The 13,196-nt window shown below is 53.4% G+C and carries 13 protein-coding genes; 2 read left to right on the top strand and 11 right to left on the bottom strand.

What is annotated here, in order from left to right; all coding sequences use genetic code 11:
- Positions 1 to 46: 46 nt before the first annotated feature.
- The 9 genes from recO to rpoE form a co-directional block, all read right to left on the bottom strand.
- A complete protein-coding gene (gene recO, locus WFO64_RS05235; protein WP_337009598.1) occupies positions 47 to 775 on the bottom strand; it encodes a DNA repair protein RecO in 729 nt (242 codons plus the stop codon).
- 4 nt (positions 776 to 779) lie between these two features.
- A complete protein-coding gene (gene era, locus WFO64_RS05230) occupies positions 780 to 1,685 on the bottom strand; it encodes a GTPase Era (RefSeq protein ID WP_312119988.1) in 906 nt (301 codons plus the stop codon).
- 147 nt (positions 1,686 to 1,832) lie between these two features.
- Positions 1,833 to 2,513 carry a ribonuclease III gene (rnc, locus tag WFO64_RS05225; protein WP_010257656.1) on the bottom strand — a complete coding sequence of 227 codons (681 nt, stop codon included), beginning with the start codon at positions 2,511 to 2,513 and terminating at the stop codon, positions 1,833 to 1,835.
- Positions 2,514 to 2,644: 131 nt separating this feature from the next.
- Positions 2,645 to 3,619, bottom strand: coding sequence for a signal peptidase I (gene lepB, locus WFO64_RS05220; protein WP_337009594.1), 975 nt, complete (start codon positions 3,617 to 3,619; stop codon positions 2,645 to 2,647).
- 9 nt (positions 3,620 to 3,628) lie between these two features.
- Positions 3,629 to 5,428 (bottom strand): translation elongation factor 4, encoded by a 1,800-nt coding sequence (lepA, locus tag WFO64_RS05215; protein WP_337009592.1) that lies wholly within the window; start codon positions 5,426 to 5,428, stop codon positions 3,629 to 3,631.
- 218 nt (positions 5,429 to 5,646) lie between these two features.
- Positions 5,647 to 6,111, bottom strand: coding sequence for a SoxR-reducing system protein RseC (gene rseC / locus WFO64_RS05210; protein ID WP_337009590.1), 465 nt, complete (start codon positions 6,109 to 6,111; stop codon positions 5,647 to 5,649).
- Complete coding sequence (rseB, locus tag WFO64_RS05205) at positions 6,108 to 7,064, bottom strand: sigma-E factor regulatory protein RseB (RefSeq protein WP_337009588.1); 957 nt, start codon at positions 7,062 to 7,064, stop codon at positions 6,108 to 6,110. The genes rseC and rseB overlap by 4 nt, the downstream gene beginning before the upstream one ends.
- Positions 7,064 to 7,717: an anti-sigma-E factor RseA gene (gene rseA, locus WFO64_RS05200; protein WP_337009586.1), complete on the bottom strand. Its 654-nt coding sequence runs from the start codon at positions 7,715 to 7,717 to the stop codon at positions 7,064 to 7,066. Before rseA ends, rseB begins: the two co-directional genes overlap by 1 nt.
- A 30-nt stretch (positions 7,718 to 7,747) precedes the next feature.
- Positions 7,748 to 8,323 (bottom strand): RNA polymerase sigma factor RpoE, encoded by a 576-nt coding sequence (gene rpoE / locus WFO64_RS05195; protein ID WP_013358764.1) that lies wholly within the window; start codon positions 8,321 to 8,323, stop codon positions 7,748 to 7,750.
- Between the two features lie 414 nt (positions 8,324 to 8,737).
- Between rpoE and nadB the strand changes: the two genes are divergently transcribed.
- Positions 8,738 to 10,357: an L-aspartate oxidase gene (nadB, locus tag WFO64_RS05190; RefSeq protein ID WP_337010497.1), complete on the top strand. Its 1,620-nt coding sequence runs from the start codon at positions 8,738 to 8,740 to the stop codon at positions 10,355 to 10,357.
- Here the strand turns inward: nadB and trmN are convergent.
- Positions 10,342 to 11,091, bottom strand: coding sequence for a tRNA(1)(Val) (adenine(37)-N(6))-methyltransferase TrmN (gene trmN / locus WFO64_RS05185; protein ID WP_337009584.1), 750 nt, complete (start codon positions 11,089 to 11,091; stop codon positions 10,342 to 10,344). The genes nadB and trmN overlap by 16 nt on opposite strands.
- Before the next feature lie 165 nt (positions 11,092 to 11,256).
- Between trmN and srmB the strand changes: the two genes are divergently transcribed.
- Positions 11,257 to 12,585: an ATP-dependent RNA helicase SrmB gene (srmB, locus tag WFO64_RS05180; RefSeq protein WP_337009582.1), complete on the top strand. Its 1,329-nt coding sequence runs from the start codon at positions 11,257 to 11,259 to the stop codon at positions 12,583 to 12,585.
- Positions 12,586 to 12,799: 214 nt separating this feature from the next.
- Here srmB and grcA read toward each other — a convergent pair whose 3' ends face one another.
- Positions 12,800 to 13,183 carry an autonomous glycyl radical cofactor GrcA gene (gene grcA / locus WFO64_RS05175; protein ID WP_013358769.1) on the bottom strand — a complete coding sequence of 128 codons (384 nt, stop codon included), beginning with the start codon at positions 13,181 to 13,183 and terminating at the stop codon, positions 12,800 to 12,802.
- Positions 13,184 to 13,196 lie beyond the last annotated feature (13 nt).

The following is a 13,196-nucleotide window of genomic DNA, read 5'->3' as shown; positions in this document are numbered from 1 at the left end:
AATGTTGAGTGTACCGCGCAAATATAAACAGGCGGTACGACCAGCGCTATTCATCTGCCTGTTCAGGCTTTTTCTTGGGAATAAACTGGCGAAACAGCTCCTGACTTTTCAGCGCTTTGCCGCCAAGATAGGGCTTCAGCGCGATGCGGGTGAACCGCTTAGCGGCGCGCAAGGTGTCGGCATCAGGAAACTCACGTTCATACAATGCGCGCAACTCACGGCCGGTAAAACTGCGCTGATTGACCACCAGACTGGCGATAAAGCCACGCTCTTCGCGGTAGCTGTAAGTCATGTTGTCGCTGACCGACTCGCCGCTGCCGGCGCAGTGCAGGAAATCGACGCCATACCCCAGGTGACCAAGCAGCGCCAGTTCAAAACATCGCAGCGCCGGTTCGGGCTTGCCGTGCGTTGACGCTAATGCCTGAAGGCAGTTGAGATAGTCGAAGAAGAGTTCCGAGAAGGGAAATTCCTGCTGCAGGACGCGAGAAACCAGCTCATTGACGTAGAGACCACAGTAGAGCGTGATGCCGCTGAGTGGCAAGGCCAGCGACACCGCTTCGGCATTGCGCAGAGTTTTGACTTCCCCGCGCCCGCTCCAGCGAACCAGCAGTGGAGTAAAAGGCTGTAACGCCCCCTTCAGTTGCGAGCGCCGCGAGCGTGCGCCCTTAGCCAGTACTCGTACCCGCCCTTCACTTTCGCTGAACAGGTCGAGCAGCAGACTGGTTTCGCTGAAGGGACGACTATGCAGCACAAAGGCGCGTTGCCAGCCTTCCATTGAATCAGAGATCGTCTGTATAACCCAGGCTGCGCAGCGCACGTTCGTCATCTGCCCAACCGGATTTCACTTTCACCCACAGTTCGAGATGTACTTTCGCTTCGAACATCTCTTCCATGTCTCTGCGCGCTTCTGTTCCGATGACTTTGATTTTGGCGCCTTTGTTGCCAATCACCATCTTCTTCTGCCCCTCACGCTCAACCAGAATCAGACCGTGGATGTCATAACCGCCACGTTCATTAGTCACGAAGCGCTCAATCTCAACAGTGACGGAATAAGGCAGTTCAGCGCCCAGGAAGCGCATCAGTTTTTCACGGATCATCTCTGACGCCATGAAACGCTGAGAGCGGTCAGTGATGTAATCTTCCGGGAAGTGATGATCGGCCTGCGGCAGATGCTTGCGGGTAATCGCCGCAATGGTATCGACGTTTTTGCCGCTTTCGGCAGAGATTGGCACGATATCAAGGAAATTCATCTGCTGGCTCAGGAACTGCAGATGCGGCAGCAGAATGGTTTTATCCTGGATGTTATCCACTTTATTGACCGCCAGCACCACCGGCACTTTGTTGTCGCGCAGTTTGTTTAATACCATCTCATCATCTGGCGTCCAGCGGGTGCCTTCAACCACGAAGATAACCAGCTCTACGTCGCCAATCGAACTACTGGCTGCACGGTTCATCAGACGGTTAATGGCGCGCTTCTCTTCCATGTGCAGACCGGGAGTGTCGACGTAGATCGCCTGATATTCGCCCTCGGTGTGAATGCCCATAATGCGGTGGCGCGTGGTTTGTGGCTTACGCGAGGTGATCGACACCTTCTGCCCCAACAACTGGTTCAGTAAGGTGGATTTACCGACGTTTGGTCGGCCAACAATCGCGACAAAGCCGCAATAAGTAACGTTTTCGCTCATTCGAGTCCTGAATTGTTCAGCGCCTGATGTGGCGCCGAAAAAGTGCTATTTGAGTCATGTGTCATTCAGCGCCTGATGACGCCGGAACAGAACTATCAGCAGGGTTATGGATTCAGCGCCGGTTCCGGCACTGTCACCCCGACTGTTCTATTCAAGACCTAATTTTATCAGAGCCTGTTCAGCTGCGGCCTGCTCAGCTTTACGACGACTGGAGCCGACGCCGACGACCGGCTCTGCCATGCCACTCACCTGACAGTGAATGGTGAATTCCTGATCGTGGGCTTCGCCCCGGACTTGCACCACCAGATAACTTGGCAGCGGCAGATGACGTCCCTGCAGATATTCCTGCAGGCGCGTTTTCGGATCTTTTTGCTTGTCGCCAGGACTGATTTCGTCCAGGCGGGTCTGATACCAGTCGAGGATCAGTTGCTCTACCCGCTCGATACTGCTGTCGAGGAAGATACCGCCAATCAGTGCTTCCACCGTATCCGCCAGGATAGATTCACGACGGAAACCGCCGCTTTTCAGCTCACCCGGCCCTAAGCGCAGGCACTCGCCAAGATCAAACTCTCGTGCCATTTCAGCCAACGTGTTGCCTCGCACCAGCGTGGCGCGCATGCGGCTCATGTCACCTTCATCAACCCGCGGGAAGCGGTGATAAAGGGCATTAGCAATCACATAGCTAAGAATAGAATCGCCAAGAAATTCCAGGCGTTCGTTGTGCTTACTGCTGGCGCTGCGATGAGTCAGGGCCTGCTGTAACAGTTCCGAATGAGTAAAAGTGTAGCCCAGTTTGCGCTGAAGCTTGTTAATCAGGATGGGGTTCATGCGATTCCAGTTCTTTGTTGCGTCTGTGACTCTGCATACCAAACGGGGCTGGCAATCCAACACGTTCCTTTTGGTGTGCAGTGGCCTCCCAGAGGAGGCCACCCGATTTGCCTGTTAATCAGACAATAATATTAGTGGATACCGCCAATGCGACTGAATCGCACGCCGGTTGGCCACTGGCCTTCTTGTTTCTCAAAGCTCATCCAGATAGCGACCGCTTTACCGACCAGATTACGCTCCGGGACAAAGCCCCAATAGCGGCTATCGGCGCTGTTATCACGGTTATCACCCATCATGAAGTATTGTCCTTTCGGCACGACCCAGCTCGCCTGCGGCTGACCTGGCTGCTGATAATACATACCTGCCTGACTCTGCGCTTCGTTTACCAGCAGAATCTCATGTGTCACGTTGCCGATGGTCTCTTTGCGGGTTCCCAGGCGCAAACCACCGCGCAGGGTATCGCCTTGCGGCACCTGATAAAAACCATTGCCGGTTTCATTGCCATCAAAGCCGCTGAAGGTCTGAATAAAGTTGCTTGGCTCAATGTCGGTATAAGTCACCGCTAACGCTGTATCACAGGCTTTGCCATCGGCACAGGTCGGTTTCACCGTCAGCGTTTTGCTGTAAGGATCATAGATAACGTTATCGCCCGGCAGGCCGATAACGCGCTTAATGTAATCCAGACTCGGATCTTTCGGGTATTTAAATACCGCAATATCTCCGCGTTTCGGCTGACCGGTTGGGATAAGCGTGGTCTGGGTGATCGGATCCTTGATGCCGTAAGCAAACTTCTCCACCAGGATAAAATCACCAATCAGCAGCGTCGGCATCATCGAGCCAGAAGGGATCTGAAATGGTTCGTAGATAAACGAACGCACGATGAACACCACGGCCAGCACCGGGAACACCGACGCGGTGGTTTCAACCCAGCCAGGCTGTGAAGAGACCTTTGCCAGCGTTTTACTGTCAAGCGCGTTACCGGTCTGGGCCTGCACGGCTGCCTGTTTTGCGCGACGTGCAGGTGCCCATTTAAAACGATCAATTACCCATACGATGCCAGTAATCAGCGTCGCTATCGCCAGAATCAAGGCGAACATATTAGCCATTGGAAATCCTTATTTGCTGTCCTTACCGACATGCAGAATGGCGAGGAACGCTTCCTGTGGCAGCTCAACGTTACCAACCTGCTTCATTCGCTTCTTACCATCTTTCTGCTTCTGCAACAGTTTCTTCTTACGGCTAACATCACCGCCATAACACTTGGCGAGAACGTTTTTACGCAGCTGTTTAACTGTTGAACGCGCGATAATGTGGTTACCAATCGCGGCCTGAATCGCAATATCAAATTGCTGACGCGGGATAAGCTCTTTCATTTTCTCAACCAGATCGCGTCCGCGATAAGGTGCATTGTCACGGTGGGTGATTAGCGCCAGCGCATCCACACGCTCAGAGTTAATCAGTACATCGACGCGCACCATATCTGAGGGCTGAAAACGTTTAAAGTTGTAATCCAGTGAGGCATAACCGCGCGAGGTAGATTTCAGACGATCAAAGAAGTCGAGTACCACTTCTGCCATCGGAATTTCATAAGTCAGCGCAACCTGATTGCCGTGGTAAACCATGTTGGTCTGAACGCCACGCTTCTCAATACAGAGCGTAATAACGTTGCCCAGATATTCCTGCGGCAGCAGCATGTGACATTCAGCAATCGGTTCACGCAGCTCTTCAATATTGTTCAGTGGCGGCAGCTTGGATGGGCTGTCGACATGAACGATTTCGCCGCTGGTAGTCACGACCTCATATACGACTGTCGGTGCGGTCGTGATCAGATCAAGATCGTATTCGCGCTCCAGACGCTCCTGAATGATTTCCATGTGCAGCAGACCGAGGAAGCCGCAGCGGAAACCAAAGCCCAGCGCCGTTGAGCTTTCTGGCTCATAGAACAGCGAGGCATCATTCAGGCTCAGCTTGCCGAGCGCATCACGGAACGCTTCATAGTCATCAGAGCTGATTGGGAACAGGCCGGCGTAAACCTGCGGCTTCACTTTTTTGAAGCCTGGCAGCGCTTTGTCTGCCGGGTTACGTGCAGTAGTCAGCGTATCGCCCACCGGTGCGCCGAGGATATCTTTGATAGCGCAGACCAGCCAGCCTACTTCACCGCAGTTCAGCTCATTGCGATCAACCCGTTTCGGGGTAAAGATACCCAGGCGATCAGCGTTATAAACCTGGCCGGTGCTCAGGACTTTGATTTTGTCGCCTTTGCGCATGGTGCCGTTTTTCACACGCACCAGCGATACTACGCCCAGATAGTTATCAAACCAGGAGTCGATAATCAGTGCCTGCAACGGGCCTTCCGGATCGCCTTGCGGCGGCGGAATGTCGCGCACTAAGCGTTCCAGCACTTCTGGAACGCCGACGCCGGTTTTGGCTGAGCAGCGCACTGCGTCAGTCGCATCAATGCCGACGATATCTTCAATTTCCTGCGCAGCGCGATCGGGATCGGCAGCAGGCAGGTCGATTTTGTTCAGAACCGGCACCACTTCCAGATCCATCTCCATCGCGGTGTAGCAGTTCGCCAGTGTCTGCGCTTCAACACCCTGACCGGCATCCACGACCAGAAGCGCGCCTTCGCAGGCGGCCAGTGAGCGGGAAACTTCATAAGAGAAGTCTACGTGGCCTGGGGTATCGATGAAATTGAGCTGGTAAGTTTCGCCGTCTTTTGCGTGGTAATCGAGTGTGACGCTCTGTGCTTTGATGGTGATACCCCGCTCACGTTCCAGATCCATGGAGTCGAGAACCTGCGCAGCCATTTCACGGGCGGTGAGGCCACCACAGATCTGAATCAGGCGGTCAGAGAGCGTTGATTTACCATGGTCGATATGAGCGATGATGGAGAAATTTCTTATGTGCTTCATTTATAGGGATATCTTCGCTTTAAATTCAGTTGAAAACCTGAGCACAGACACATTCAGGAAGATCGCTCTTTACCCACAATCCTGTCAGCCTCATTAATGACGACGCATATTACACTGTTAACGCCGCGCATAAAAGAATGGAACGTGGTGGAAGCGAAACAGATATCTGCGCAAGGCAGAACAGACAAAGGCCGCGAGATGCGCGGCCTGAACATACGTTACGCTTCGGTTTCAACACGCAGCGTATCGGGAGGTAAAGCGATGTTCAGAATGACCGGCTGAAAGGCTTCGCGATCGCCGAATTTCATTGAAACACCTTTGGCGACAATAAAACCGCCGATGCCTCCCAGCAGCGCGCCACAGGCGGCCGCCAGATCGCTGCTGAACAGCGACTGAAACAGCCCGGCAACCAGAAACAGGCCAAACAGCGGCGTCATATAAACCAGCAGCGCCGAACCGAGCAGGCTACTCTCTTTGATGCCCAGTTCGATGCGCTGTCCCGGCTGCAGAGGCTTGCTGCTGACAATCTGCATCACGTGGGCATTCTTCGGACCCAGCTTATTCAGCATATGGCTACCACAGCCTTTACGTGCCTGACAGCTGTTGCAGGAGGTTTTTGCTTCGGTGTGCAGCGTGGCGATGCCATCCTGCCATGCCACCACGGTGGCCCATTCTCTCATCATTTTTGTGACCCCAGATCGATGCTGTCCGCAATACGTTTTGCTGTTGAAGGCGGTAATTCGCCGATCACCGCAATTTCATTATTATTGCGCACAACGGTCTGAACCGTACGACGCCCCGTGCGCAATGTCTGCGTTGTGCTGGTTTTATCGGCCGGCGTCACGTTGATTGCAAAACTAAACAGGCCATCGCTGTAAAGTTTCGATTCCATATTTTTGTTCAGACCCGGTAGCGTGCGGCGATTTTGCGACACCAGCGACATACCGGCGGGTATCCATCCGGGTTTCCAGGTGAGCGTGACCGCATCCCCTTGCGGCACAGAAAGCGACGGTGGCAGATTGGCTTTTTCCAGTCCCTGCATCAGATTGCGCACCCCTTCATCCACCGCAAAGCTAATGACGCGGAACTGCTCAAGCGTTTCGCCGTCACGATCGAGCAGGTCGATGCGCAGCGGCAGCTTAGTGTCCACATCCAGCCAGACTACATAGCTGTAACGGGTGCCATCGCGCGAAACGATGCGCAACACATCGCACATCTGATCGGCAATGCGCGAGCGGCCCACGGTAATAAAATCGTAGGCTGTAGCAAGCTTGGTAAAGTCAGCAAAAATCACTGATGGCAAGGCATCAATAATGTGATTGCCTGGGAGTGAAAAGGGATCAAGACCGGGTTCGAAGTAACTAATATCGTTGCCACGCTGGATCACTTCCCGTCGTGGTCCGTCCATCTGTAACAACTGCGCAAATATCCGGTTATCGATCACAGCATGACGATAACGCAGCGATTCGATGCCGATGCGTGAGACGTTGATATAGGCGAATTCGTAGTTGAGGTTCTGACTTGCCTGCTCCATCGCCTGCAATAGCGCCCCGGACGCAGTAGTTTGCGCCGGGACGGCAGATGACCACAACAGGCTGCCTGTCAGCAGGCTAACAGCATACCAAAGCGGCTTCATTACTGCTGCTGCTGTCCTAATGATTGGTTTCCAGGAACATCAACCTGTGCCTGTTTAGGCGCATTGGTTTCAAACTGCAGCTGATCAGCGTGCAGACGACGTTGCAGTTCGTAGTCCTGCAGCATAGCATTCACGCGACGACGCTGGTCCTGAACCTGCTGACTGGCACTGTTGGTGTCGAATGCATCAGACGGCACGCCCAGGCTTACCGGTGAAGCTTTGCCCATCATCGGCAACGTATTAAACACTGGAGAGTCAGAGGTCTGCGTGGCGCTGCCCTCTGGCTGGTTATAGTGCTGAACACCCACGATTACCGCCAGTGAAACACAGGCAGCCAACCCCACCTGGGTCAGCTGCGCAGCCCATGGGCGCGCTTTTTTCCAGAACGGCATTTTCTCCCAGCGGGAAGGTTCTGGCTGAGCTTCAGGAATCAGCGTGGTAACCTTACGCAGCGGTTCTTTTTCGATGGCAGCAGCAACGCGCGCAGAAATATCAAAATGCAAGACATCACCCACATCACCGCGCATGGTATCGCGAATGAGATGATAGCTCGCCCAGCTTTTTTGTAATTCTGCGTCCTTAGACAAGACGGAAAACAGCTCGTTATCTAAGGTCTCACCATCCATTAAAGCGGAAAGTTTTTCTTTCTGCATGCCTATGTACCCTTCCAGTAGCCGTTATCACTAACGTTGGATAAGCGGTTGAACTTTGTTATCAATGGCCTCTCGCGCACGAAAGATACGTGATCGAACAGTGCCTACCGGGCAATCCATAATGACGGCGATCTCTTCATAACTCAGACCGTCCAGTTCCCTAAGGGTGATTGCCATACGCAAGTCCTCGGGTAGCGCCTCGATGGTACGAAAGACAATTTGTTTCAATTCGTCTGACAACATTAAGTTCTCAGGGTTCGAAATTTCTTTTAATGCACCTGCACTTTCGAAATTTTCTGCGTCAATCGCATCCACATCGCTGGATGGCGGACGTCGCCCCTGAGCAACCAGGTAATTTTTCGCTGTATTTACCGCAATGCGGTACAGCCAGGTATAAAATGCGCTATCGCCCCGGAATGAATCCAGCGCGCGATACGCTTTAATAAACGATTCCTGTACTACATCAGGTACGTCGCCCGAGGGAACATAGCGTGAAACCAGGCTCGCCACTTTATGCTGGTAACGAATCACCAGTAAGTTGAAAGCTTTTTGATCTCCCTTCTGTACGCGCTCGACAAGGACCTGGTCCGTCAACTGCTCGCTCATCCGAGGTAATGTCTCCCCAAATTTTTCATACGCATAAAGTAACTGCCAGCACATCTCATGGTTCTGAGCAAGCATGCGCTTAGAGTTGTGATGTGGTGCGAAGTTCACTTCCCGCCCTGATATTTACCGCTCCGATGGACATTACACAGGTTGTTCGTTTTCGTTCAGTGTAAGGAGCGTAAATCGCAGGCAGAGTAACCTATGACAACAGCTTTTTCATCATTAAATCCTTTAGGCTTAATAAGTTTGCTATAAAAAACAACGGCTGAAGCAGCCCGATTTTAACTCACTGATTATAAGTAACTTTGTGAAATCATCGGGTAAATATCTGCAGCTGATGTTTAAAATACTTCACAGAAACACCCATTAAGCTTATCCTCAGACCTGGTCTTGTTTAGTAAATTAAACATTATGATGAATGCGAACCCGGATTATCAGTGTGATGTATTGATTGTGGGCAGCGGTGCTGCCGGTCTGTCACTGGCTTTACGACTGGCAAAGCACTATCAGGTGACAGTGCTCAGTAAAGCGCAGGTCAGTGAAGGCTCAACCCTTTACGCGCAGGGCGGTATTGCAGCAGTCTTTGATGAGACTGACAGCATTGAGTCGCACATCGACGATACGCTGATTGCCGGAGCAGGATTATGCGACCGTGCAACCGTCTCGTTTATTGCCAGTAATGCGCGGCATTGCGTGCAGTGGCTGATCGACAACGGCGTCGCCTTTGATCTTGATCCGCAGGCTGCTGGCGACATGCGCTACCACCTGACGCAGGAAGGCGGCCACAGTCGTCGCCGTATCCTGCACAGCGCTGACGCTACCGGCCACGCAGTTGAAACCACGCTGGTGAGCCAGGCGCTCCGCCATCCCAACATCCGGATTCTGGAACGCACCAACGCAGTCGATCTGATTCTTTCAGATAAAATCGGCCTGCCAGGCACACGTCGGGCAGTAGGTGCATGGATCTGGAACCGTAATCGCGAACAGGTCGAAACCTGCCGGGCGCGGGCTGTAGTGGTCGCAACCGGCGGCGCTGCGAAGGTTTATCAATATACGACTAACCCCGACATTTCCTCAGGTGATGGCATCGCGATGGCCTGGCGCGCGGGCTGCCGGGTGGCCAATCTGGAATTTAACCAGTTCCACCCCACCTGCCTGTTTCATCCGCAGGCGCAGAATTTCCTGTTAACCGAAGCGTTACGTGGAGAAGGTGCCTGGCTTTTACGTCCCGATGGCAGCCGTTTCATGCCCGATTTTGATGAGCGTGCCGAACTGGCTCCGCGCGATATCGTTGCCCGGGCCATCGATCATGAGATGAAGCGGCTGGGCGTCGACTGTATGTATCTGGATATCAGTCACCAGCCTGAGGAGTTTGTTCGCGCGCACTTCCCGATGATCTACGAGAAGCTGCTGACCTTTGGCTTTGACCTGACCAAAGAGCCGATTCCCATAGTGCCAGCCGCGCATTACACCTGTGGCGGCGTGATGGTCGATCAGCACGGCCAGACCGATGTCGTTGGTCTCTATGCGATAGGTGAAGTGAGTTATACCGGCCTGCACGGCGCTAACCGCATGGCCTCTAATTCACTGTTGGAGTGTCTGGTTTATGGCTGGTCCGCCGCAGAGGCGCTGATTAGCACCCTGCCCGACATCGAAGCCTTTACTGCGCTGCCCGCATGGGATGAGAGTCGGGTCGATGATGCTGATGAGTGCGTGGTGATTCAGCATAACTGGCACGAGCTGCGGTTATTCATGTGGGATTACGTCGGCATCGTCCGCACGACTAAGCGACTGGAACGGGCGTTGCGCCGCATCAGCCTGCTTCAGCAGGAGATTGATGAATATTATCGTCATTTCCGCCTCTCCAATAATCTGCTGGAACTGCGAAATCTGGTACAGGTCGCCGACCTGATGGTGCGCTGTGCGCTGGAGCGAAAAGAGAGTCGCGGCCTGCATTATATCCGCGACTATCCGGAATTATCACCAGAGGCGCTGCCAACCATTCTGACACCGCCGGGCTACATGAAAAGGTAGAACGCCCGTGTCAGGCTACACCACTCATCAGAATAGCGGGTGTCCGGTGCACGGATAGCGAGTCGCTCCAGCAGGGTCTCACCGGCCTGCGGCGATAGACCCACTACTACGCGGTGTGGTGGGCGATGGGCATATTCCGCCACGTCCAGCCGAAAACGCAGATGCCAGCCATCCGCCTGCGCCAGGGCAATAAATGCCTGGCCGGTCGCCGTGGGCAGCACCACGCAAAACATCCCCTCCTCTTCAATCAGTAATGCAGCACTGCGTAACAGCGTCCGATGATCGAGCGAAGCAGTGGCTCGTGCGCTATCCCGTGCCGCGTTAGCACAGGCCACGCCAGGCGCAAAATAAGGGGGATTACTGACGATCAGCGAGTAACGTTTATCACACTGTTCAGCCCAGTCGGCGATATCCTGCTGATGAACCTGAATACGTCCAGACCACGGCGACTGCTGCACATTTTCCTGCGCCTGACAGGCTGCTTCGGATTCTAATTCTACCGCATCGATTTCGACCTGCGACGGCGTACGCTGCGCCAGCATCAGCGCGATAAGCCCGCTGCCGCTGCCAATATCCAGAATGCGTCTTACCCCGGCGATTGGCGCCCAGGCCCCAAGCAGAATGGCATCGGTGCCCACTTTCATCGCACAGCGATCGTGTGCGACAAAAAACTGTTTAAAGGTAAATCCGTTCTTTTTTAGCTGTGGCCGTTTACGCGGCATATCCTGCATCATTCGTCACTACCATCGTTTTTTTCCTGCCGTACGGCAGTGCATGAGTGTAACGTGGCAACAGAGGGAATTCACGCGGCAGACAACCCCAGGCGCAGCGGAAATGGATTAACAGATGAAGATTCAGTCTGATCTGTCTATAATCAGCGCCCCAAACTGAGGTAGACCATGACAGTAACCACATTTTCCGAACTCGAACTCGACGAAAGCCTGCTACAAGCATTGCAGGAAAAAGGCTTCACACGCCCAACAGTGATTCAGGCTGCTGCAATTCCGCCCGCACTGGAGGGCCGCGACGTTCTGGGTTCGGCACCTACCGGGACCGGGAAAACCGCCGCGTATCTATTACCGGCGCTGCAGCACCTGCTTGATTTTCCGCGCAAGAAATCCGGACCGCCACGTATATTGATTGTGACCCCGACCCGCGAACTGGCGATGCAGGTCGCCGATCATGCACGTGAGCTGGCAAAACATACCCATCTGGATATCGCCACGATCACCGGCGGCGTGGCCTATATGAACCATGCCGAAGTATTCAGCGAAAACCAGGATATTGTGGTCGCCACCACTGGCCGTCTGCTGCAGTACATCAAAGAAGAGAACTTTGACTGCCGCGCAGTGGAAACGCTGGTGCTCGATGAAGCGGACCGCATGCTTGATATGGGCTTTGCTCAGGATATCGAAACCATCGCGGCTGAGACACGCTGGCGCAAGCAGACCCTGCTATTTTCCGCCACGCTGGAAGGCGACAATATCCGCGACTTCGCTGAGCGTCTGTTAAACGATCCGGTTGAGCTGGAAGCAGATCCCAGTCGTCGTGAACGCAAGAAGATCCAGCAGTGGTATTACCGCGCTGACGATCTTCAGCACAAGACCAAGCTACTGATCCATCTACTGAAACAGCCGGATGTGACGCGCAGCATCGTGTTCGTGCGTAAGCGTGAACGTCTGCATGAGCTGGTGAGCTGGCTGCACGAAGCGGGGATTCGTAGCAGCTATCTTGAAGGCGAAATGGTACAGGCGAAGCGTAACGAAGCGATCAAGCGTCTGAGTGAAGGACGCGTTAACGTGCTGGTTGCCACGGATATCGCGGCGCGCGGCATCGATGTTGAGGATGTCAGTCATGTGTTCAACTATGACATGACGCGCACCGCTGATACCTATCTGCACCGCATCGGTCGTACCGGTCGTGCGGGTCGTAAAGGCATTGCCATCTCACTGGTTGAAGCGCACGATTTCGTGCTACTGGGCAAAATCACTCGCTATGTGAACGAGCCGATTAAAGCGCGTGTGATTGATGAGCTGCGTCCTGAAACGCGGGCGCCAAGTGCTAAAACCACGGGAAAACCGTCGAAAAAGGTTCTGGCGAAGCGTGCAGAAAAAAAAGCCAGCGAAACCGAAAAACCGCGTGTAAAAAAACGCCATCGTGATGCCAAAAATGTCGGCAAACGCCGCAAGGCCAGCGGCAGTACGCCCGCTAACGAGAATGCGGAATAATACATCGCAAGCATAAAAAATCGCCTCCTGTGAGGCGATTTTTTTTCAGATAATCAGTAATAGCCCTTTCAGAATGTTTTGTCTGCCAGAACGCTTTCTTTACCACACGCTCATCAGTGCGCCGGAAAGTTAACTGTTTATCTTTTTAATAAGATTAATAAAAATTGCTGTGTGCACTTTGCGCTAATTTTCAGCACCCAGTAACGGAGGCTGCTTAAAGACTTTCAGTAAAGGTACGGGTAATCACGTCGCGCTGCTGCTCTGGCGTCAGTGAATTAAACCGCACGGCATAGCCTGAAACACGGATGGTCAGCTGCGGATAGTTTTCAGGATGTTTAACCGCATCTTCCAGCGTTTCGCGACGCAAGACGTTGACGTTCAGATGCTGTCCACCTTCAACACGTACCTGAGGTTTGATTTCAACCGGCACTTCACGGTAGGCAAATTCGCCCAGTTCGCTGATGGCGACAACCTGATCTTCTTCGTAGCCCGCTTTTGCACACAGACAACGAGCTTCGGCTTTCTCTTCGTCCAGCAGCCAGAAGGAGTTAAGTAGTTGTGAATTGTTGGTTTGAGTGATCTGGATACCAGTAATCATGATTGCGTCTCCC

The organism is Pantoea sp. AS142 (assembly GCF_037152305.1).
Classification (GTDB): Bacteria; Pseudomonadota; Gammaproteobacteria; order Enterobacterales; family Enterobacteriaceae; genus Pantoea.
Note: the sequence above shows the minus strand (reverse complement) of the source record. Positions and strands in the feature narration are given on the sequence as shown.